This is a genomic window from Agrobacterium tumefaciens, from assembly GCF_005221385.1.
GTDB classification, from domain to species: domain Bacteria; phylum Pseudomonadota; class Alphaproteobacteria; order Rhizobiales; family Rhizobiaceae; genus Agrobacterium; species Agrobacterium tomkonis.
Genome location: NZ_CP039903.1, coordinates 1,035,312 through 1,057,829 on the forward strand (window position 1 = coordinate 1,035,312; position 22,518 = coordinate 1,057,829).

The 22,518-nt window shown below is 60.2% G+C and carries 13 protein-coding genes; 9 read left to right on the plus strand and 4 right to left on the minus strand.

Annotated elements, in window-relative coordinates; translation table 11 throughout:
- Positions 1–63 precede the first annotated feature (63 nt).
- From CFBP6623_RS05220 to CFBP6623_RS05230, 3 genes are all read left to right on the plus strand, one after another.
- Positions 64–387 (plus strand): NIPSNAP family protein, encoded by a 324-nt coding sequence (locus tag CFBP6623_RS05220; protein WP_046800269.1) that lies wholly within the window; start codon positions 64–66, stop codon positions 385–387.
- On the plus strand, positions 387–752 hold the full coding sequence (locus tag CFBP6623_RS05225) for an antibiotic biosynthesis monooxygenase family protein (protein ID WP_046800268.1): 366 nt from the start codon (positions 387–389) through the stop codon (positions 750–752). Before CFBP6623_RS05220 ends, CFBP6623_RS05225 begins: the two co-directional genes overlap by 1 nt.
- A gap of 145 nt (positions 753–897) precedes the next feature.
- Complete coding sequence (locus tag CFBP6623_RS05230; protein ID WP_046800370.1) at positions 898–1,602, plus strand: SDR family oxidoreductase; 705 nt, start codon at positions 898–900, stop codon at positions 1,600–1,602.
- A 239-nt stretch (positions 1,603–1,841) separates the two neighbouring features.
- On the opposite strand, the gene CFBP6623_RS05235 is transcribed toward CFBP6623_RS05230, so the two are convergent.
- Positions 1,842–4,766 (minus strand): Rne/Rng family ribonuclease, encoded by a 2,925-nt coding sequence (locus CFBP6623_RS05235; RefSeq protein ID WP_080842159.1) that lies wholly within the window; start codon positions 4,764–4,766, stop codon positions 1,842–1,844.
- Between the two features lie 645 nt (positions 4,767–5,411).
- On the opposite strand from CFBP6623_RS05235, the gene CFBP6623_RS05245 reads away from it, so the two are divergent.
- From CFBP6623_RS05245 to CFBP6623_RS05260, 4 genes are all read left to right on the plus strand, one after another.
- A complete protein-coding gene (locus tag CFBP6623_RS05245; protein ID WP_080842158.1) occupies positions 5,412–6,683 on the plus strand; it encodes an N-acetylmuramoyl-L-alanine amidase in 1,272 nt (423 codons plus the stop codon).
- 327 nt (positions 6,684–7,010) lie between these two features.
- Positions 7,011–9,458 carry a penicillin-binding protein 1A gene (locus CFBP6623_RS05250; protein WP_046800265.1) on the plus strand — a complete coding sequence of 816 codons (2,448 nt, stop codon included), beginning with the start codon at positions 7,011–7,013 and terminating at the stop codon, positions 9,456–9,458.
- Positions 9,459–9,556: 98 nt separating this feature from the next.
- Positions 9,557–10,688 (plus strand): peptide chain release factor 2 gene (gene prfB, locus CFBP6623_RS05255; protein WP_137002499.1). Its coding sequence is split into 2 segments (ribosomal slippage): positions 9,557–9,625 and positions 9,627–10,688, totalling 1,131 coding nucleotides; the frame shifts between segments, so codons are not numbered across the junction.
- Positions 10,689–10,763: 75 nt separating this feature from the next.
- On the plus strand, positions 10,764–11,234 hold the full coding sequence (locus CFBP6623_RS05260; protein WP_046800263.1) for a hydrolase: 471 nt from the start codon (positions 10,764–10,766) through the stop codon (positions 11,232–11,234).
- A 3-nt stretch (positions 11,235–11,237) separates the two neighbouring features.
- Here CFBP6623_RS05260 and CFBP6623_RS05265 read toward each other — a convergent pair whose 3' ends face one another.
- A complete protein-coding gene (locus CFBP6623_RS05265) occupies positions 11,238–11,738 on the minus strand; it encodes a hypothetical protein (protein WP_046800262.1) in 501 nt (166 codons plus the stop codon).
- 21 nt (positions 11,739–11,759) lie between these two features.
- The gene (locus CFBP6623_RS05270; RefSeq protein ID WP_046800261.1) at positions 11,760–12,533 is read right to left on the minus strand and encodes an NAD kinase; all 774 of its coding nucleotides are present in this window, start codon (positions 12,531–12,533) and stop codon (positions 11,760–11,762) included.
- A gap of 308 nt (positions 12,534–12,841) precedes the next feature.
- Between CFBP6623_RS05270 and CFBP6623_RS05275 the strand changes: the two genes are divergently transcribed.
- Both CFBP6623_RS05275 and CFBP6623_RS05280 read left to right on the plus strand, forming a co-directional pair.
- Positions 12,842–13,759, plus strand: coding sequence for a PhzF family phenazine biosynthesis protein (locus CFBP6623_RS05275; protein ID WP_046800260.1), 918 nt, complete (start codon positions 12,842–12,844; stop codon positions 13,757–13,759).
- 262 nt (positions 13,760–14,021) lie between these two features.
- Positions 14,022–15,971 carry an elongation factor G gene (locus CFBP6623_RS05280; protein WP_046800259.1) on the plus strand — a complete coding sequence of 650 codons (1,950 nt, stop codon included), beginning with the start codon at positions 14,022–14,024 and terminating at the stop codon, positions 15,969–15,971.
- Between the two features lie 90 nt (positions 15,972–16,061).
- Here the strand turns inward: CFBP6623_RS05280 and CFBP6623_RS05285 are convergent, their stop codons facing one another.
- Complete coding sequence (locus CFBP6623_RS05285; RefSeq protein ID WP_046800258.1) at positions 16,062–22,442, minus strand: lipoprotein; 6,381 nt, start codon at positions 22,440–22,442, stop codon at positions 16,062–16,064.
- Positions 22,443–22,518: the final 76 nt, after the last annotated feature.

Genomic DNA, 22,518 nt, shown 5'->3' on the forward strand with positions numbered 1-22,518 from the left:
GCCGAAGCATTGACGTGAGGCAATGGCTTAAACAGGAGGGACAGAAACACGAGGAGAAAGACGATGTTGACCTGTTTCATTCGTTACGAGATCGACCCTTTCAAGGTCGACGCCTTCGACCAATATGCCCGCAGCTGGGGAGAGGTGATACCGCGCTGCGGGGCCGATCTCATCGGTTATTACGCGCCGAAGGAGGGATCGAGCACGATCGCTTACGGTGTCTACAATATTGAAAACCTCGCCGCATACGAGGCCTACAGGGCGCGGCTCGCCGCCGACCCGGCAGGGCGCGAGAATTATGAATTCGCCCGCCGCGAGCAATTCATCCGTCGTGAGGACAGGCTTTTCCTGCGGCTTGCCTCCGCTCCCCATGCCGGAGGTGAATGATGATCGCCGTCATCTTCGAGGTCTTTCCGGCCGAGGGCGAGAAACAGCATTATCTTGATATCGCCGCCAGCCTGCGCTCTGAACTGGAAACCATTGATGGCTTCGTGTCGGTTGAGCGGTTTCAGAGCATCAGCAATCCTGACAAGATGCTCTCTTTGTCGTTCTTCCGGGATGAGGAGGCGGTGAAGGCATGGCGCAACACCGCGCCGCATCGCGCAGCGCAGGCCATGGGACGCTCCGGCGTCTTTTCCAATTACCGCCTGCGTATCGCCTATGTGATGCGCGACTACGGTCTGCGGGAGAGGGAGGAGGCTCCGCCGGACAGCAGATACGTTCATTCGGCGGATGTGGAAGTGCCGCGCTGACACGCCGCCAGCATCAGTTTTTCTTCACGCGGACCCAAGGCTTTCTGGTTCGAACTTGTTTCCGAAACCCGCTATAGATGAGGCGGTTCAAGCATGGAGAAGGATCGCTACGCGGCGGTTCACCGGATTGGAAATGGAGAAAACGATGTCGGCAGAAAAAGTGGCTATTGTAACGGCGGGTGGCAGCGGCATGGGTGCCGCCGTGGCGAAACGTCTGGCCGCGGACGGCTACAAGCTCGCGATCCTGTCGTCTTCGGGGAAAGGGGAAGCGCTGGCGCAGGAACTGGGCGGCATCGGCGTCACCGGCTCCAACCAGTCCAATGACGATCTCCAGCGCCTCACGGATCTGACGCTCGAAAAATTCGGCCGTATCGATGTGTTGGTCAACAGCGCCGGGCATGGCCCGCGCGCCTCCATCCTCGATATTACCGACGAGCAATGGCATACGGGTCTCGACGTCTATCTGCTGAACGTCATCCGCCCGACACGGATTATCGCTCCGGTCATGGTGAAGCAGAAGGCGGGCGCGATCGTCAACATCTCCACCGCCTGGGCCTTCGAGCCGAGCAGCATGTTCCCGACATCGGCCGTCTTCCGCGCCGGCCTTGCCTCCTACACCAAGATTTTTTCCGATACCTATGCGGCCGACAATGTGCGCATGAACAACGTCCTGCCCGGCTGGATCGACAGCCTGCCTGCCACGGAAGAACGCCGTCAGGGCGTGCCGATGCAGCGTTATGGGAAAAGCGAGGAGATCGCCGCCACCGTGGCGTTCCTCGCATCTGAGGGGGCAGGGTACATCACCGGTCAGAATATCCGCGTCGATGGCGGACTGACGCGGTCTGTGTGAGGGTTCAGGCATAACAAACGGTGTCTACGCCGACGGCAAAAGTGCCCTTATATGGCGCTCGCGTTGGGTAGTTCCGGGCCTCTCTCCACATCGTCGCCATCCTCGCCCCTGAGGCAAGGATTAATGTCTGCAACCGGTCAGGGATCCTCGCCTCAAGGGCGAGGATGACGCGAGAGAAGTGCTCCTCAAAAGCAAAAAGCCCGCAACATGGTTGCGGGCTTTTTGTTTAGTCGCTTCTATCAGAAGAAGCCCTTGCGCTGCCACCAGCCGCCCTTGCGCGGCTTCGGCTCATCGCCGTCGGGATTGTTCGCGGACGAACCCGAAGAGGTCACCACCGGTTCCGAACTGGAAACATTGCTGCCCCGGTTCGCGCGGGTCTTTTCTTCCGTCGCCGGTGCGTCTGCTTCAGGCGCCAGATCGGCCGAAGCTTCACCCGCCTCTTCGATGGCGACATCGACGACGGTCGCTTCAACGACTGCCGGCTCGATGATCACCGGCTCGATCGTTTCGACGGTTTCAGCCTTCGGCGCGTCTTCGGTTTCGGTCTTGGCTTTCGCCTTGCGGGTGCGGCGCGGCTTCTTCGGCGCTTCTTCAGCCACAACGTCGGCAACCACGCCTTCCACCACGTCGGCGGCGGCAGGCTCTTCGGTTACGGGCGCTGCGGCGGAAACCTCTTCGCCTTCACCTTCCGTCTCGCCTTCGTCGCCTGCAGCATCAAGAGCCTCGTCACGGTTGCGGCGGCCGCCACGCTTGCCGCGGCGGCGGCGCTTGCGCTTGCCGTCTTCGTCGGAGTTTGCGGCTTCGTTCACGCCGTTTTCGTCGGCATCACCATCGGTGTCATCGGCTTCGGCGCTGTCGTCGTCACCTTCAGCATCATCGGCGTCGTCGCCGGCCTGTGCATCAAGAGCGCCGTTCTGGTCGTTCTGTCCGCCCTTGCCACGACGACGGCGGCGACGCTTGCGCTTGCGCTTGCCATCTTCACCGTTTTCGCCCTGCTGCTGCTGACGCGGTTCGCCAGCCTGCGCCTTGACGATTTCTTCCTCTTCCTCGTCCTCTTCCACCTCGGCGACGAAGTCGTCTTCCTCTTCCACGAAGTTCGGAAGCATCTGGATGAGGCTTTCGATCTTCACCGGATTTTCGACGGCTTCACCGCGGTCGATGGCGAAATGCTGCGCACCGACGCTGGAATCGGCGGCGATGATGATCGACACGCCAAAGCGGCCTTCATAATCGACGATCGTGCCGCGCTTGTGGTTGAGCAGGTAAAGTGCCGTTTCCGGCGTGCAGCGCACGGTGATGTTGTGCGTGGTGTTGCGCAGCAGATATTCCTCGACGCCGCGCAGAACATGCAGCGCGATGGAGGATTCCGAACGCACATGGCCCGTGCCGCCGCAATGCTGGCAGACCTGTGTGGTCGATTCCAGCACCGAAGCGCGGATGCGCTGGCGCGACATTTCCAGCAGGCCGAAATGCGAGATGCGGCCGACCTGGATGCGTGCGCGGTCGTTCTTCAGGCAATCCTTGAGCTTCTTTTCGACAGCGCGGTTGTTGCGCTTTTCTTCCATGTCGATGAAGTCGATGACGACAAGACCGGCAAGGTCGCGTAGGCGCAGCTGGCGCGCCACTTCTTCGGCCGCCTCCAGGTTCGTCGTCAGCGCGGTTTCCTCGATGGAATGCTCGCGGGTCGAACGGCCGGAGTTGACGTCGATGGAAACCAGCGCTTCCGTCTGGTTGATGATGAGGTAACCGCCGGATTTCAGTGTAACCTGCGGCTGCAGCATCCGGTCGAGCTGGGCTTCGATGCCGGAGCGCGAGAAGATCGGGTGAATGTCGCGGTAAGGCTGAACCACCTTGGCGTGGCTCGGCATCAGCATCTTCATGAAGTCTTTTGCTTCACGATAGCCTTCTTCGCCGGAAACGATGATCTCGCCGATATCCTTGTTATAGAGATCGCGGATCGAACGCTTGATGAGCGAGCCTTCCTCGTAAACGAGGCAGGGGGCCGTGGAGTTCAGCGTCAGCGTGCGGACATTTTCCCACAGGCGCATCAGATATTCGAAGTCGCGCTTGATCTCGACGCGGGTACGGTTGGCGCCTGCGGTACGCAGAATGACGCCCATGCCCTGCGGAACCTCCAGATCGCGCGCGATTTCCTTCAGGCGCTTGCGGTCTGTCGGCTGGGTGATCTTGCGGGAAATACCGCCGCCACGCGCCGTATTCGGCATCAGCACGGAATAACGGCCGGCAAGCGACAGATAGGTGGTGAGTGCGGCACCCTTGTTGCCGCGTTCTTCCTTGGCGACCTGCACCAGAAGGATCTGGCGGCGCTTGATGACTTCCTGGATGCGATACTGCTTGCGCGGCTTGCGGGCAACGCGATCGGGAACCTCTTCCATGGCGTCTTCGGCGCCGACGGATTCGATCACTTCCTTTTCGTGATGATCGTCATCATCGTCGTCATCATCATCGTCATTGCCGCGACGAAGGCCTTCGACTTCTTCGGAAATCGTATCGGCATCGACCATCGCGGCCATCTCGCCGCCGGTGCTGCCGTCGTCCTCGGAAGAGGCATCAGCGGCTTCGGCCGCGATTTCTTCAGCTGTCTTCTTCTTGGCACGGGGGCGGCGAACGCGCTTCTTCGGCTTTTCTTCCTCGGCCGGCGCTTCTTCAGCAACGGTTTCGACGGCTGCAACCGCAGTCTCTTCGGAGACTTCCTCGGCTGCAGTCGCTGGCGTAGCCTCTTCCGTAACAACGACTTCGGTGGTTTCGCTTGCGGCGACGATGCCGACATCGGGCTGATCAACCTGCGAAAGGTCGATTGCCGGTGCACCGGGCTCGGGCGCATCTGCCGATTCGAAGTCGTCGCTGCGACGATGATCCTCGGCTTCGGCCCTCAGCAGAGCCTGACGGTCGGCAAGCGGAATCTGGTAATAGTCCGGATGGATTTCCGCAAAGGCGAGAAAGCCGTGGCGATTTCCACCGTAATCGACGAAGGCCGCCTGAAGCGAGGGTTCAACCCTCGTCACTTTGGCAAGGTAGATATTGCCGCGGATCTGTTTCTTGTGCTCCGATTCGAAATCGAATTCTTCGATCCGGTTCCCACGGACAACGACTACGCGTGTCTCCTCTTCGTGGGAGGCGTCGATAAGCATTTTGTCTGCCATGTAAGCTGTGCTCCTCGGCGCAGCCTTGTTTTATACGAGAACAGGCCCGCCATACGGACGGGCCTTTCATATGAGTGCAAGGATGTGCCGGAAATGAAGTCTCCAGCCGGGCCTCTGTAAACTGGCAGCATCCGGACCGACGGCGAGGCGCTTGGCCTGCTCCTGGTATCCGGTTCATGTGAAAACTGCTGCGACATCATTGGCCAGGCGGAACGACAATAATATATAGACCCCTTGGGGTCCGATGAATTTGCTCTCCTCAGAGCAGCGGTGGTAGGGCCACCGGGTAGGTCTCCGGCCACGGCCGGAATTGATCCAGTTTCAGGATAAATGTAACGACGGCAGATGATTGCCCGTTTTGCAGCGCCAGCGTCTTTTTCGATTGGCAGCCGGCGGGCATCTATCCCGTCAACACTTTTAACCCTCATCCTTGTTGTATGTTTTCTCTGTCATAATAGCAATAGGGTGGCTAAATATGCCATATTGTTGGTGGAATTTCCGGGTTAACAATTGGTTCACCAAGGCCTGCGATTGTGGGGCGCAAACGCGCAAACAAACGTCCGGCGTGGTCGAAACAGTGCCGTTCCCGGTGCTTTTCCGCTCCATTTATCGAAAATGACTGAAATACGGAATTTCTTGAAGACCATGAATTTCACGCGCAGCGCAGAGATATCAGGTGGGGCAGGGCCGCTTGGCGTGCGAATCGCGCGGCTTGCGCGTGCCCTCGTCGTTCCGGTCTTCCTTTCGGCCGTCACCATCCTCTGGGGCGTTCCGCAGGCATTTGCGCTTGAACCGCTTATCGCCAGTCAGGCGCGCATCATTGGCGACGAGGCGCGCACCCGCATCGTTCTCGATTTCGCCGAAGAGCCGGAATTCGATGTTCACTATCTCGATTCGCCGGCCCGCATCGTCGTCGATTTTCCGGCGGTGAATTTCGCCTTTCCGGCATCCGACCTCAAACCGTCAGGTCTTTTTTCGGATATCCGCTTTGGCAGCATGGGCCAGAACAGCGCCCGTATCGTGCTGACCGCGAAAAAACCGGTGCAGGTGGCGGTGGCCGAAACGAAAAAGGGCGAAGATGGCGCAGCTTTCCGTTTCGTGCTGGATACGGAAATCACCACCAAGGCCAAATTCGCCGAGCTGGTGAAGACCCAGCAATGGCAGACGCCGGCACCGGTTACCACCGCGGCCATCACACCCGGCGACAAGACGGCGCGGCAGGCGGAATTCGTTATCGCGGTCGATGCCGGCCATGGTGGCATCGATGCCGGTGCGACAGGCGGGGCGACCGGCACGGAAGAGAAGGTCATCACATTGACCTTTGCCAGGGAACTCGTGGAACGGCTGAACCGCGAACCGGGCATCAAGGCGTTCCTGACCCGTGATTCCGATACGTTTCTTGCCTTGTCCGAACGGGTGACGATCGCCCGGCAGAACAATGCCAACCTGTTCATTTCAGTCCACGCCGACACCCTGAAGCAGAAGGGCATTCGAGGCGCGACCGTTTATACATTGTCCGACCGGGCCTCGGACCGGCAGGCGCAGGAGCTGGCGGAGCGCGAAAACAAGTCCGATCAGATCGCCGGTGTGGCTGTCTCCGCCGAGCCGCCGGAAGTCGCCGATATTCTGCTTGATTTCACCCGTCGTGAAACCCAGGCCTTTTCGGTGACGCTGGCGGAAAACATCGTCTCCTCCTTCGAGGGGCAGGTCGGCCTCATCAATAATCCACATCGTTACGCCGGTTTCATGGTGCTGCGCGCCCATGATGTGCCATCGGTGCTGCTGGAACTGGGTTTCCTCTCCAATCCGGAAGATGAAAAGCTGCTTCTCGATACCGAATGGCGCAATAAGGTTGGCGATAGGCTGGCGACGGCAGTGGGGCGATACCGCGCCAAGGCCATGGCAAACGGCGGTTGAAACACGGGGCGGCGCCGCGACAACACTGTTGCCGCCGTGCCGATTGCAGCCAAAAAGCTGTTCAATTCTTGGGCGTTGCGGAGGATTAACAGCCGCAAGCCCTATTTTACTCACATTCCCCGCGTTACTCGGAAGCGGATTCGGTGGCGATCCGCACAGCGGCAGAAGCGCGATATGCGGCAGTTGGCCCGGTAACATATCAGCGAATGCTGCCGTATCCGGCTTGTCATCGAAGGTATGGTGTGCAAAACGGCACGCGATATGCAAGGATGCGCCCGTATATCGTCGGGCGTTGATGGTTACGATTCGAATTATCGGTAGCTTGGTATGATCAGACTGATTGGATATTTTTTCGGCTTGGCCAGCGTGCTCTTCCTGTGCGCCGCCGTCGTCGGTGCGATTTATTTGCACGGCGTGACGAAGGACCTGCCGGATTACGCAGTTCTGAGCACCTATGAGCCGCCGGTAACGACCCGCGTGCATGCCGGCAACGGTGCGTTGATGGCGGAATACGCCCATGAAAAACGCCTGTTCCTGCCGATCCAGGCCATCCCCGACCGGGTGAAGGCGGCCTTCCTTTCGGCGGAAGACAAGAATTTCTACAATCACCCGGGTGTGGATATCTTCGGTCTTGGCCGCGCCATTCTCGTCAATATCCAGAATTTCGGCTCCGGCCGTCGTCCTGTCGGCGCTTCCACCATCACCCAGCAGGTGGCGAAGAACTTCCTGCTGACCAACGACCAGACCATCGACCGCAAGCTCAAGGAAGCCATTCTCTCCTTTCGCATCGAGCAGACCTATTCCAAGGACAAGATTCTCGAGCTTTATCTCAACGAGATTTTCTTTGGCCTGAATTCCTACGGCATTGCCGGTGCGGCACTCACCTATTTCAATAAATCGGTGACGGAACTGACGATTGCTGAGACCGCCTATCTTGCTTCGCTGCCGAAGGGTCCGGCCAATTACCATCCCATCCGTCGCGAAAAGGCGGCTCTGGAGCGCCGCGACTGGGTAATCGACCGTATGGCCGAAAACGGCTACATCACTGTTGCGGATGCCACGGATGCGAAAAAGCAGCCGCTTGGCGTCAATCTGCGCCGCGGCGGCGCGCATATCTTCGCATCCGACTATTTCGCCGAGGAAGTCCGCCGCCAGATCGTCGAGAAATACGGTGAGGAAGCGCTTCTCGAAGGCGGGCTTTCGGTCCGCACCTCTTTCGATCCGCAGATTCAGGCGGAGGCGCGCAAGGCGCTTCAGGATGGTCTGGTGCAATATGACGAGCGTCGCGGTTTCCGCGGACCTGTCGAAAAGATCGAGACGGCCGGCGACTGGACAGCGGCGCTCGCCAAGGTCAAGGGCCTGCGTGACGTTCCCGAATGGAAGGTCGCCGTGGTCCTCGCCGTTGCGGCCGATGGCATCGATATCGGTGTGCAGCCGGACACGGAAACCGAAGATGGCGACAAGCGCACGCGCGGCCATATCTCCGCTGAAAACATGCGCTGGGCCTATCGCGATGCGACCGGCAAAAAGGCGACTGCCAAGTCGCCGGTGGGTGTCGTGGCGGCAGGCGATGTGATCTATGCGCAGCCGCTTGCCAATTCCGGCAATGAATATCGCCTGCGCCAGCCACCGAAAGTGCAGGGCGGCATGGTGGTGATGGACCCGCATACCGGCCGTGTTCTGGCCATGGTGGGCGGCTTCTCCTACGCGCAATCGGAATTCAACCGTTCCACGCAGGCAATGCGCCAGCCGGGCTCCTCCTTCAAGCCGTTCATCTACGCGGCGGCCCTCGACAATGGTTATACCCCGGCATCGGTCATTCTCGACGCGCCGATCGAGGTGGTTTCCGGCGGTCAGGTCTGGAAGCCGCAGAATTACGGCGGGGGTTCCGCCGGTCCTTCGACCCTGCGTCTAGGCATCGAAAAATCCCGTAACCTCATGACCGTGCGTCTCGCACAGGACATGGGCATGAATCTGGTGGCGGAATATGCCGAACGCTTCGGCATCTATGACAAGATGCCGCCGCTTCTGGCCATGTCGCTCGGTTCGGGTGAAACGACAGTCATGCGTATGGTCTCGGCCTATTCGGTCATTGCCAATGGCGGCAAGCAGATCAAGCCGACGCTGATCGACCGCATTCAGGACCGTTACGGCAAGACGATCTTCCGTCATGAGGAGCGTGCCTGCGAGGGCTGCAATGCCACCAGCTGGCAGAACCAGGACGAGCCCGTCATCGTCGATAATCGTGAACAGGTTCTCGACCCGATGACCGCTTACCAGACGACTTCCATGCTGGAGGGTGTCGTGCAGCGCGGTACGGCGGCTGGCAAGATCAAGGTCGATCTGCCGGTTGCCGGCAAGACGGGCACCACCAATGATGAAAAGGACGCCTGGTTCGTCGGTTATACGCCGGACATGGTTGCCGGCCTGTATATCGGCTTCGATTCACCCGCACCGCTCGGTCGCGGCGGCACGGGCGGTTCGCTGTCGGCACCGATCTTCGGTGAGTTCATCGCCGATGCAGCCAAGCATCTGGAGCCGAGCAAGTTCATCGTGCCTGCCGGCATGAACTTCGTCGCCGTCAACCGCAAGACAGGCATGGCGGCGGAGGAGGGGCAACCGGACACCATCATGGAAGCCTTCAAGCCCGGCACCGGCCCGGCCGACAGCTTCTCGGTCATCGGCGCGGAAAACTACATGTCTCAGGAAGATATTCTAAAGACCTCGCCGCAGGCGCAGCAGGCCATCACCGGCGGTGGCGGCGGTCTTTATTGACACCAGTTCCGGGATCATCGGGGGGCGCGGGTCTTTACATCCGCGCCCCCCGCATTTATTTGAGCAACAAGTTTCAATGAAGGCGAAGAACCAGCGAAATGCGCAATGAAATCGTGAACGTAGTCGACGAAATCAAGCAGGCCATAAGCCTGCTGAGGAGGCATCTTTGACTGGGACCAGGCGATAAGACGACTGGACTGGTTGAACAACAAGGCAGAGGACCCGACCCTCTGGAACGACGCCTCCGAGGCCCAGAAGCTGATGCGCGAGCGCCAGCAGCTGGATGACAGCATCAGCGGCGTCAAGGCGCTTGAGCAGCAGCTCAAGGACAATATCGAGCTGATCGAACTCGGCGAGATGGAAGGCGACGACGAGATCGTCAAGGACGCCGAAGACTCCCTGAAGGCGCTGAAGAACGAGGCGAACCGCCGTCAGGTGGAAGCCATGCTGTCAGGCGAAGCTGATGGCAATGACACCTATCTCGAAGTGCATTCCGGCGCTGGCGGCACGGAAAGCCAGGATTGGGCGAACATGCTGCTGCGCATGTATACCCGCTGGGCCGACCGCGAAGGCTTCAAGGTTGAGGTGCTGGAAGTTCACGACGGCGAAGAGGCTGGCATCAAATCCGCGACGATTCTTGTCAAGGGCCACAATGCTTTCGGCTGGCTGAAGACGGAATCGGGCGTGCACCGCCTTGTGCGCATCTCGCCCTATGACAGCAATGCGCGTCGCCACACATCGTTCTCTTCCGTCTGGGTCTATCCGGTGGTCGACGATTCGATCCAGATCGACATCAACGAAAGCGATTGCCGTATCGATACCTATCGTTCGTCAGGTGCTGGCGGCCAGCACGTCAACACGACGGATTCGGCCGTGCGCATCACGCACATCCCGACCGGTATTGCGGTTGCCTGCCAGCAGGAACGGTCGCAGCACAAGAACCGCGCCAAGGCGTGGGACATGCTGCGCGCCCGCCTCTATGAAGTGGAACTGCAAAAGCGGGAAGATGCGGCCAACGCACAGGCGGCCTCCAAGACCGATATCGGCTGGGGTCACCAGATCCGTTCCTACGTTCTGCAGCCTTACCAGCTGGTCAAGGATCTGCGCACCGGCGTTGAAAGCACCGCGCCCGGCAACGTGCTGGACGGTGATCTGAACGAATTCATGGAAGCTGCTCTCGCGCATCGCATCAGCGGTGGCGCGGACGTGGAAGTGTCGGATATCGATTAAGACGCGCCAGGTGCGTCAATCGAGAAATTGCCCCTCGCAGGTCCATTGCGAGGGGTTTTTCGTTGGAGGATATGCGTGAAACAGGTGCTCTACATCGTTGACGTTCAGCCGAGCTTCAATCCACCAGCAGCGCTGGTGGCGGAGATATCTTCACTCGCAACTACGATGCCCAGCATAGCCACCGTCGAGCGACATGATGAGAGTGTTACGCCTTTCGAGCGGCAACTGGGCTGGAAACCGGGCAGGGATGATGAATCGCTCGTCGCCGCTGATCGAATATTCATCAAGCACGGTTATGCACCGCCGAAGGCGGCGATGGACCATGTCTTTTCCTTGAAGCCTGAAAGGGTGCTGGTCTGCGGCATTCAGGCTGACACCTGCGTACTGGCAGCTGGTTTTGCCCTGTTCGATGCGGGGCTGCACCCCACGCTATTGCCGTGGCTGACGGTCGGCTCCAGCCTCGACCGCAGCGGTGAACTTGGTGCAAGGCTATGGAAACATCATTTCGGCGCGGTTCTGGCCGGGCCGCATGCGCTTGATATATAGCCCTCAGTTTGAGGCTTTCTCTATCTTCATCTCGCCAAGCTCATCGATGAGGATCGTCCAGCTTTCGGCTTCCTTGGCCATCGGGTCTGTTTTCAGATAGACGGTGACAAACAGGCCGGGCGAATCCGATGCGCCGTTCGAGCTTTCGGGACGAACATCCGTGACATAGGATTTCATCTGGTTGAACTCCTCCAGCTCGACATTTTCGAGGAGATTTGGTCCATCCGCCGTAAAGGCGATGCGCTGCAGGTAAATCTTGGCCGTCCCGTCGCCCTGGCGGATGGCAATCACCTTGTAATAGCCACGCGTGGGCGATGCCGGCGGTGGCCGCAACTGGCCGTCAGCGCCTTCCCGCGGCTCCAGGTTTCGATCTTCCCACATGCCGCTGCTGACAACGAAGATCGCGGAAACAGGTAGCGTATCGATCGCCGCTGTCTGCGCCCGTGCGGGAAGCACGGCGTTGGCGAGAATGAGGGCAGCGAGGATCGATTTTCTAAGTTGCATGGCCGTTATGAATAGTTAGCGTCAATTGTTGAACTGTTCGGCAAGAACCCGGTCTGACCACGAACGGTCCGGATCCGAGAGAATCCTCGCCGTCCTGTCCTGCGATTGTGCGATCCGAACATGACGAACGGATTTCACCTCCGTATGGTCAGCCACCGCATTCACCGGGCGTTTATCCCGTTCCAGAACGTGAATGTCGACCGTCACCTTATTCGGCAAAAGCGCGCCGCGCCAGCGCCGCGGGCGAAACGCGCTGACGGGGGTGAGCGCCAGCAGTGGTGATTCCAGCGGCAGGATCGGCCCATGGGCGGAAAAATTGTAGGCGGTGGACCCTGCCGGCGTCGCCACCATCATGCCATCACAGATCAGCTCTTCCAGCCGCACCTTGCCATCCACCTCGACACGAAGCTTCGCGGCCTGATGGGATTGGCGGAACAGGCTGACCTCGTTCATGGCAAGGGCCGTGAACTCATCGCCATCCGAATCCGTCGTTGTCATGCGCAGCGGATGAAAATCATTGCCGGTTGCCACTGCAATACGCTCGAGCAGACCTTCCACCCGATAATCATTCATCAGGAAGCCGACCGATCCCCGGTTCATGCCATAGACGCGCTTGCCGGAATTCATCGTTTCGTTGAGGATTTGCAGCATGAAGCCGTCACCGCCCAGCGCCACGATGACTTCCGCTTCTTCAAACGGCGTGTTGCCGTAAACGCCCTTCAGCGCCTCCATCGCCGTCTGCGCTTCCTCGGTTGCGGAGGCGACGAAGGACAGTGAAAAGTTAGAATGCGACATCCGCTTCCCTCGACAACGGCGCAGACCTGAGAAGGCTTGCAAACGATGCTGTAACCTGTTGAAGCGGCTCGCAATCCTCAAACGTCGATAAAAACGGTCGATCACAAGCCACAAGACGCATCCTTGGTACATGAAGACGACGGTTGGCGACAAGGCCTTTCGGGCAGGGAGACGTTCCCCCGCCGCGCCATTGCGCCGCACCGTTCCACAGCTTCTTGATTTCCGCTCTTCGACAAGGGTTGCGATGCAGGGCGGCCTGATGCAGTTTGCTGCAAAGCAGGCCGTAGGATGAATGGCAGGAGACGGATTTGGTGCTGAACTACAATATCTATGATGTCTTTACCGAAACCAGAATGGCGGGAAACCCGCTGGCGGTCATGTATGACGCCGATGACCTCGATCAGGCCACGATGCAGGCGATTGCCAGGGAAATGAACCTTTCCGAGACCGTCTTCGTCAACCGCTCGGGTAATCCGGCACATGCGGCCTCGCTACGTATCTTCACGCCATCAGGAGAATTGCCTTTTGCGGGACACCCGACCGTTGGTGCTGCTGTCGCCATCGCCGAGCGCAATCGCAAGGATGGTGATGATGATGTCGATATGGTCTGCGTGCTAGAAGAGAAGGTGGGCCCTGTCCGTTGTGCGGTAAAGATGCGCGCCGGCGCTGTCAGCTTCGCCGAATTCGACCTGCCGCGCAAATCGTCCCGTGTCGAGCTGCCGCTCGATCATACCGCACTTGCCGACGCGCTGGGCGTCAGCGAAGGCCATCTCGGTTTTGAAAATCACGTGCCGTCAATCTGGACGGCGGGTGTGCCGTTCCTGGCTGTGCCCCTGCACAATATCGCCGCCGTGCGCGACATGGATTTCGACGCCAATCTGTGGCTGCGCACCGCACCGCTGGTGGAAGGGCTGCTGACGGCGGCCTATATCTACTGTCGCGGCGGCGTCAACCACGCGGCGAAGTTCCATGCCCGCATGTTCTCTCCAGATATGGGCATTTCGGAAGACCCGGCCACCGGTTCGGCGGCTGCGGCCCTTTCCGGCGCCATCCACCATTTCGACGGCCTGACCGACGGCCACTATCCGCTCCTCATTGAGCAGGGCGTGGAAATGGAACGACCGTCCCACATCCACCTGCGCATGGACATCAAGGACGGCGAAATCGCCCGCGCCCGCATCGGCGGCCATGCGGTGCGTGTTGCATCGGGTACGTTTGAGATTTGAGGTGAACAGATGCTGGCAAGCTCAGCGGCATCTCGTGCCAAAGGGGGCCAGAGCTTTATCGCATTTCCGTTGACGGCTTTTGATGCAGATACGGATATAGCAATCCTTGACAGATATTCAGGCACAGTTTTAAATTCTTCCGCATCTCTGCTATCAGGCAGAGATGTTGCGATTAGTCTCGGTTTCCAGCCAATAGAGGTCCCGATGCGCCGAGTCCCTTCTCACGAAAATCACGTTGGAGTTTCTGAGAAGTTGAGGAATCATGCGCACTTTGAATCTGGGCATCCTCGCCCATGTGGACGCAGGCAAGACTAGCCTTACGGAGCGTCTTCTTTTTGAAACCGGTGTTATCGACAGGCTGGGCAGCGTCGACACCGGTAATACACAAACGGACAGCCTCGAACTGGAGCGGCAACGCGGTATTACGATCAGGGCCGCCGTCGTGTCCTTCAATATCGGCGATACCATCGTCAATCTCCTTGATACGCCCGGCCACCCTGATTTCATCGCCGAGGTCGATCGTGTGCTGGGTCTGCTCGACGCGGCCGCGGTCGTTGTTTCGGCTGTTGAAGGCGTGCAGGCCCAGACAAGAGTACTGATACGGGCACTGCAACGCCTTTCGGTTCCGTTCTTATTCTTCATCAACAAGGTTGACCGTCCGGGAGCGCGTTATGAAGACGTCCTCAAGGACCTTGCCGATCAGTTGAAGGTTCGCCCGATCCCGATGTCCACTATTGCTGGCGCAGGCGGCAAGCTTGTGAGCGTGGCGGCAGCAGATGCGACCTGCGAGCCTTTCTTCTCCGTGCTTTGCGAAATTCTTGCCGAGAATGATGACGAACTGCTGCGGGACTATCTTCTGACATCCGGCGATATCGAGCCTGAGAAGCTGATGTTGTCGCTTTCGCATCAGACCGCACGTGGTTTGGTGCATCCGGCTTTCGCAGGCGCCGCAATGACGGGCGCCGGCTTGCCGGCCCTGATATCGGCTATCTCGGAAATGTTACCCGGTCGTCACCCCGATCCAGAGGGGGAAATATCGGGAAGAATATTCAAGATCGAGCGCGGATGGGGTGGTGAAAAGCTGTCATATCTGCATCTTTCATCCGGAACGGTTCAGCTTCGGCAATATCTGCCTCTGCCGCAGGGGCCGGAAAGAATTACCGGGATACATCTGTTCGAAGGTGGTCGTGTTTATCATTCCAATAGTCTCATCGCCGGTCAGATCGCCCGCGTCTCCGGCCTCGCGAGCGCCCGGATCGGCGACCGGGTGGGCGTGGATGCGATTATGGACAGCGCACATCATTTCGCTTCGCCTACCCTTGAAACGCGTGTACTTGTCCGCCGCCGTTCTGATCGCGCCGCGCTGTGGTTGGCATTAAACCAGCTCGCCGAGCAGGATCCGCTTATCGGGCTGCGAAGAACCGAAGAGACCAACGAGGTTTTCGTATCTCTCTATGGCGAGGTGCAAAAGGAAATCATCCAGTCGGAATTATCGACGGGTTTCGGCATCGACGCCGAATTTGAGGATAGTACGGTTATCTGTGTGGAGAGGTTGGCGGGCAGCGGGCAGGCGCTTCAGACCATCTTCAAGGCGCCTAATCCCTTTCTCGCAACCATCGGCTTGCGGATCGAGCCACGATCCAGAGGAACGGGAAACAGCTTCGCGCTGGAGGTGGACGGTGGCCAGATGCCTGCAAGCTTCTATCGCGCCGTCGAGGAAACCGTATTCGAAACACTGCGGCAAGGCATATCCGGCTGGCAGGTGACAGATTGTCATGTTGCCATTACGGCTGCTCAACAAAGCTCGCCGTCGAGCACGGCTGCCGATTTTCGGCAGTTGACGCCGTGGGTTCTGGCAATGGCACTCAGGCAAGCACAAACTTTCGTTTGCGAGCCAATAGATCATTTCAAGCTTGAAATACCTGCGACGAACGTAACAGCGATAATGACTTTGCTGACGAAATCAGGTGGGAGTACGAGAAACTCGATTATATCGGGCGGCGTTGCAACGCTCGAAGGGACGATATCATCGGCGGCGGTTCAAAGCGTTCAGCAAAGGTTGCCGGGATTGACGAGCGGCATGGGGACGATGGAAACCTGCTTCAGTCATTATGAGCGGACGAATAACCCGCCCCCTCCGCGCCAGCGTTCCGGCGCCGATCCGTTCAATGAGCGCGAATATTTGCTGCGTTTACACCGAAATGCAGAATGACCGCCGCGGAAATCTAATGTTCCGTGACGGTCATTTTATGTCGAATTTGGGAAAGCGATGCGGAGATGGCGTCTCCGCATCGCGTCTTCATCAATTGAACCGGCCAGCCGCATGGGCAAGCATCGTATAGACCTTGCCGGTATCGGAGGTGAGGTAGGACTGCGTAACGCTTCGGTCGCGGTCGGTGCGGGCCACGTCGGCCAGCAGCTTTTCGAAATCGGTGATGTAGCGATCCACGGCGGTGCGGAATTCGGCTTCCCGCTCGTATTTGCGCTTGATCTCGTCAAACGTCGTCTGGCCCTTCAGCGTGTAGAGGCGACGGGTGAAGACGTCGCGTTCGCCGCGCTGGTAACGGCGCCACAGTTCGACCGACGCATCGTGGTCGATGGCGCGGGCGATATCGACGGAGAGCGAGTTCAGTGATTCGACCATGTGTCGCGGGTTGCGGGTGTCGGCCGCACGGGTCGGTTGCTGTTCGGCGCTGGCGCGGGGAGCGGAAGCCGCAGAGGCGTCCTGACCGTCACGCGAGGCACCGCGCAGCAGATCGCTGATCCAGCCGCCGCCTTCTTCACGACGCCCGGCAGGGTTGGTCGCAACCGGTTGAGCGGGGGCGGGTGCCTGACGGTTTTCGGTTTGCCGGTTTTCGACCTGGCGGTTCTCAAGCGGCAGGGAACCGCGCAGTGCGGCCGGCGCGGGGGCAGGCTGCGGCTGCGCCGGGCGCTGCGGCACCGGAGCGGCTGCTGCCGGCTGCGGGCGTGTCTCGACACGGCGCTCGGCGGCCGGCTGGGTTGCGGCAATGGCGCGGGCGACGGGTTCGGAGACTTCCATCTGGTGGGCCGAACGGCCAACAAGCTGGGAAATATCCTGCAACGCCTTGATCTGCTCGGAAACGGCGCGACGCATGGCGGCCGCACTTTCCTTGGCTTCTTCCGGCAGGTCGAATGCGCCACGCTTCAGTTCGGCACGGGTCGCATCCAGCTCGCGGCGGATGTCATGGCTGGAGCGGCGGATCTCGTCGGTCGCGCCGGCAAAGCGGCTCACGGCCTCCTCGACGGCCTGACGCAGCGTTTCCTTGAGGTTGGCGGCGGCGGCGTTGGATTTTTCCGAGGCGCTGCCCAAGAGATTGTCGACTTCCGAAAGCGAGGATTCGACACCGCCGCGCAGGCGGTTGACCAGCTCGTCGGAATATTTCTGCGCGTCGGACAGCGTGCTTTCGATCGAGCGGCTGGCATCCTGACCGGCGGAGAGCAGGGCGCCCCGCATGGTCTGTGCCGCCGAGCGGGCGCGCTGTTCGGTTTCATCCAGCGAGCGGCCGATATCGGTAAAGGACGCCTGCAGATTGTCGCGTAGATTGCCGGCGACGTTCTGCGAACGCTCCTCGGCTTCGTTGAGCGTGGTTTCCACCACGCCGACGACGTTGCGCATGGCGCTTTCGATTTCCTCGGAGCGCTTGACGAGGCCGACCGACAGGCTGCGCAGCGCGTCTTGACGCTCCTCCAGCGTGCCGACGAGGCTCGATTGCGCCGCATTGAGCAGTTCGGAGGCCTGGCTCAGCACCTTCGAATGTTCCTCGAAGCGGCCGACGATGCCGGCAACCTGCGCCAGTGTCTGGCCGGAAATATTCGACAGGCGGTCGATCTTTCCTTCCAGCAGACGGCTGGAGCTGGACACCATGTCGGCGGCCTGCGAAGCGCTATCGGAGAAGCGGGTCGCAGACGCATTCAACGCTTCGTCGGCCGTGCCGAATTCCTGTGCGGCGCGCTCGACGGCGGAGTTGAAGTTGGAAGCCGACTTTTCGACGATTTCGGCCATGCTGTTGTGGGTCTGCGACAGCATATCCGTGCTCTGGCGGGTGGCGGCGACCAGCTTGTTGGCGGCATCGCTGCTGGAGCGGGCATATTTGTCGATACCCTGTTCGACGGCATCCGCCATGGCGGTATGGGTCTGCGACAGCATGTCGGTGCTCTGGCGGGTGGCGGCGACGAGCTTGCTTGCCGCATCCGTGCCGGCATTGGCGTAATCGCTGATCGCCTGTTCCACCATGCCGACCATGCCGCTGTTGCTCTGCGACAGAAGTTCTGCGCTCTGCTGGGCAGCGGAAACGATCTTTTCGGCAGCTTCGCGGCCAATGGTGGCGTATTCATCGACCACCGGCTTGGCTTTTTCCTCGATCAGGCGCGACAGTTCGGCAGAACGGCTGGCCAGCATCGAGTTGAGTTCGCGGGTGCGGTTATCCAGCGCCGAGCGGATGGATTCGCCCCGCGCGTCGAGGGCCGATTCGACACCCGTCAGCGTTTCGGAAATGACGCCCACCTGAGAGCGGACGACGGCTTCAGCTTCGGCCACCTTGTTGACGATGATGTTGCCGGCTTCGGAGAAGGTCTGGGCGACGGCTGCGGCCTGGCCGGAAAGACGCGTCTGTGCATCCGAAATGCGGTTGACGATCTCGCCGGAGCGTTCCTCGATGGCCTTGGTGAAGGCCTCGTTCTGCGCCTGGACCTGATCGGCAAATTCCGAGCCGGACTTGGAGAGCAGGGCAGACGAGCGAGCCGCTTCATCGCCGATGCTCTGGGTGGCGGAGACGACAGCGCCGCGCAGGCTGACTGCGAGATCGCTCGCCTTGCCTTCAATGGTACGGTTGACGTTTTCGAGGCCGATCGTCAGTGCCCGGTCCATGGTGCCGAGACGTTCGTCAATACGCGCCGTGCCGGTATCGAAGGTTTCCGCCAGACGGCTTGTGCGGCTTTCAAATGTGTCGGAGACGCGTGTTGTCTGTTCGTCCAGAATGCCGGTGATACGCTCGGCAGCTTCGTCGCTGGTGCGGGCAAAGATTGCAGTCTTGTCTTCCAGCGCTTCGGCGAAACGGCGGCCGGCATCTTCGATTGACGTATTCACATTGGCCAGATCACCGCCGACGCGTGCCTGCAACGTGTCGAGCGACGTTTCGATACGGGCGCCGGTCTCGTCGAGACGGGTGGTGACATTGCCGATCGAGGTTTCGATGCGCGATGACAGGGCATCCGTCGCGCCGCCGATTTCACGGGCGGCTTCACCGATCTTGACGGCGATGTCGCCGGCGCTGTTGCGAAGGCGCTCTTCCAGCGTTACGGCACTGCCGTCAATCGCCTTCTGCAACGTTTCCTGCTGGGTTTCGAGCGACAGTTCCAGCATGCTGGCGCTGGAGGCGACAGTGGTGCCGATCATCATCGCCTGCTCGGAAAGCATGTCCCCCATCTGGGTGGTGGCGGAGCTGAGCGTCGCTGCCATATCCGCGTGGCGCTGGTCGAGCGCGGTGCGGATATCCTCGTGAGATTGCGACAGATTGCTTTCGAGACGCGAAACGCCTTCTTCGACCGTCTGCGCAAAACGGCTGCTGCCGTCTTCCACGACGCTTTCGATGCGGTTGGCAGCGCCCGAGACGCTCTGTTCGATCAGGCCGCTATTGTGCTCCAGCGAGCCGGCAATGCGTTCCGCCTGCGAGCCGAGCATGGTTTCCAGCCGCTCGTGGCCGCTGGCAAGCGCATTCTCAAGCGTGAAAGCGGTGGCTTCCAGCCGCTGGCCAACGCCGGCCGCAGCCAGCGAAAGCGACGAAGCTCTCGCATCCATCGCCTCGGCAATCCGGTCCTCGACGCCTGAAATCGTCATGTCGAGCGCCATTGTGCGGCTGTCGAGCGCGTCCGCGATGCGTTCTTCCGCGCCGGAGACAATGCCGGAAAGGGCCGCGGTACGGCTGTCCAGCGCGCCGGCAATACGGTCCTCGACACCCGAAACGGCGCTGTGCAGGGCGGCGGTGCGACCGTCGAGAATATCGGCGATCTTTTCCTCAACGCCGGAGAAGCTCAGGTCGAGCGCCATGGTGCGGCTGTCGAGCACGTCGGTGATCCGCTCTTCAGCGCCGGCAACGACGGTCTTCAGGGAATCCGTGCGGCTGTCGAGTGCGCCGGCAATACGGGTCTCGGCGCCGGCCACCAGCTCGCCAAGGGCTGCGGTGCGTGTGTCGAGAGCTTCCGTGATTTTTTCCTCGGCGCCGGAAAATGCCATGTCGAGCGCCATGGTACGGCTGTCGAGTGCATCCGCGATGCGTTCTTCGGCACCGGCAACCACGGCGTTGAGGGCTGCGGTGCGGCCGTCGAGCGTTTCCGCGATCCGGGTTTCAGCACCGGCAACCACGTTGCCGAAAGTCACCGTGCGGCTGTCGAGCGCACCTGTGATCTTTTCTTCCGCGCTTGCCACGATGCCGGTGAGGGCGGACGTGCGGTTGTCGAGCGTTTCGGAAAGTCGCTCCTCGACATTGGCGAATGTCATGTCCAGCGACAAGGTACGGCTGTCCATGGTGTCGGCGATGCGTTCCTCAACGCCGGAAATCGCGCTGGAAAGAGCTGCGGTGCGGCCATCCAGCGTTTCGGCGATGCGGTTTTCAGCACCGGAGACGACATCGTGCAGGGCGGCGGTGCGGCTTTCCAGCGTGTCGGAAATGCGGTCCTCAATGCCGGAAACAGCGCCGGTGATGGCGGCAGCCCGGGTTTCGAGGGTTTCCGACAGACGGCGCTCGACATCGGCAACAACGCTGTTGATCGCGGCTGCACGTTCGTCCAGCATCGCGGCAAGGCGTTCGGCCGTGCCGGAGACAGAGCCGGTAATGGCAAGCGAACGGCTGGCGAGTGCTTCGTCGAAACGGTCCTGGCTGGCCGAAAGCGCGCCGAACAGGGCGTTGCTGCGTTCCGCCAGCACGTTGTCGATCTTCTCGTGCGAATTGGCGAAGGCATTGGTGATTTCGGCAGTGCGCTGGCCAATCGCGTCACTGAACTCGCGGGTACGGGTTTCCAGGGCGCTTTCAAGCATTTCCTGGCCGGTGCCCAGCGCGGTTGCAAGCGCCAGAGACTGATCGGTCATGGTATTGCCGATGCGCTCCAGGCCGCTGTTCAGCATGGTGTCGAGCGCTTCGGAGCCGCCGGCAACGGTTTCGTTGATGCGGGCGAGGCTTTCCATCAACTTGCTGTCGAGGCTGCCGGCGCGCTGGTCGAAAGCACTGGCAAATTCCGCCACATGTTCGTCGAAGGCGGTATTGACCTGGCCAACCGTTGCCTGCAGCCGCTCTTCGTAGAGGCCGGAACGCAGATCGAGGTCCATGATCGCATCATCAGCCGTGCTCTGCAGGCTCTGGCGGAAGGATAGACCCTTTTCCTCAAGCGTCGTCGAAAGCTTGTCGAGCACGGTATCCAGCGAACCACCGATGATCTGCTGACCGCGATCGATATTGCGGTTGAGTTCCAGCGTGCGCGTGGACAGCGTTTCGTTGAGCTGGCGGGTGCGCTCCTCAAGCGCGCTGTTGAGGCTTTCAGCACCGCTATCCAGCGTCGAAGCATGGATTGCGAACCTTTCGAGAAGCACTTCGCCGCGCTCATCCAGCGTCGAGGCAAGATTGTGCAGGCGCATGTCAAATTCGTTCGACAGGGTCGAGCCTGACGAATTCAGTGCCTGAAGCAGGTTTTCGGTCTTGGCGGCGATCAGGCTGCCCATGGCTTCGGTGGAAGCGCGCGATTTTTCAAGCAGGGCGGCGGAGCGCGTGTCGATCATCGAGGCGAAGGCTTCGCCTGTCGTGGCAAGCCGCATCGAAAGCTCTTCGCCGACGATGGAAAGCTCTTCCTTGATCTGTTCCTGCGCGCCAACGATGGACGAGCGAATGCGCTCGGCATGGTTGACGATGGCGTCGCGCTCGGCGGTCAGTTCCTGCACAAGGCTGCGTACACGCAGTTCATTGTCCGCATAGCTGCGCTCAAGCGCGTTGACTTCCGAATGAACCAGCGTTTCCAGTTCCGTCGCACGTGCAATGGTGCGCTCGATACCGTCATTCATGGCCGAGACTTCGCGGCGAACCGCCTGGCCGACGGACATGATGCGGTCGGAGGCAACGGTTTCGGGCTCGGCAAGGCGAAGGGCGACTTCGGCCATCGAGCGGGCGGCGTTGCGCAGATCGCGGGCACGCGCCATCATGATCGCGAAGGCGAAGAACAGCATGACGGGAACGAGGATGCCGACGACGATCGCCATCAGGCCGGGAATTGCGGTGAGGTCGGCCAGCGAGGCGATATTCCAGAGCGCATTGCCGTAAAGCAGGTGTGCCACACCGAGACCGCCCAGCGCCCAGATCACCGACATGATCGTCGCATTTCTGAGTGCGCCGCCGATGGAGCCGCCTTCGAGCGATTTCAGGATCATCGCCGGGCTGCGCTTGGAGCCGTCATTGGCCGCTTCCAGATTGGGCGATTTCGGCGCCTGTTCGGCAGGCGCGCGCGCGGCCTCGGGAGCAGGGGTCTGTCTGCTTGCTTCCTTCAATCTGGCCTCCGGCGGCTTTGGCGCTGCGGTTTTCCGCGATTCCGGCTTTTCCTCGAAAGCACCGAGCTGCAGGGCGTCTTCCAACGCCTGAAATGCAGTCTCGTCGACAGAGTCGCTGATCTTGTTATTCGCCATGCGGTTACGCCTCGTTACACATACGCCCGGCTTCATGCCGTTCGACCACTTGCAACCTGCAAGCGGACTGCCGCCA

Excerpts from the sequence above, each read along its gene's own strand:
- CFBP6623_RS05220 (WP_046800269.1), top strand. The coding sequence starts at position 64 with ATGTTGACCTGTTTCATTCGTTACGAGATCGACCCTTTCAAGGTCGAC.
- CFBP6623_RS05225 (WP_046800268.1), top strand. The coding sequence starts at position 387 with ATGATCGCCGTCATCTTCGAGGTCTTTCCGGCCGAGGGCGAGAAACAG.
- CFBP6623_RS05230 (WP_046800370.1), top strand. The coding sequence starts at position 898 with ATGTCGGCAGAAAAAGTGGCTATTGTAACGGCGGGTGGCAGCGGCATG.
- CFBP6623_RS05235 (WP_080842159.1), bottom strand. The coding sequence starts at position 4,766 with ATGGCAGACAAAATGCTTATCGACGCCTCCCACGAAGAGGAGACACGC.
- CFBP6623_RS05245 (WP_080842158.1), top strand. The coding sequence starts at position 5,412 with ATGAATTTCACGCGCAGCGCAGAGATATCAGGTGGGGCAGGGCCGCTT.
- CFBP6623_RS05250 (WP_046800265.1), top strand. The coding sequence starts at position 7,011 with ATGATCAGACTGATTGGATATTTTTTCGGCTTGGCCAGCGTGCTCTTC.
- CFBP6623_RS05265 (WP_046800262.1), bottom strand. The coding sequence starts at position 11,738 with ATGCAACTTAGAAAATCGATCCTCGCTGCCCTCATTCTCGCCAACGCC.
- CFBP6623_RS05270 (WP_046800261.1), bottom strand. The coding sequence starts at position 12,533 with ATGTCGCATTCTAACTTTTCACTGTCCTTCGTCGCCTCCGCAACCGAG.
- CFBP6623_RS05280 (WP_046800259.1), top strand. The coding sequence starts at position 14,022 with ATGCGCACTTTGAATCTGGGCATCCTCGCCCATGTGGACGCAGGCAAG.
- CFBP6623_RS05285 (WP_046800258.1), bottom strand. The coding sequence starts at position 22,442 with ATGGCGAATAACAAGATCAGCGACTCTGTCGACGAGACTGCATTTCAG.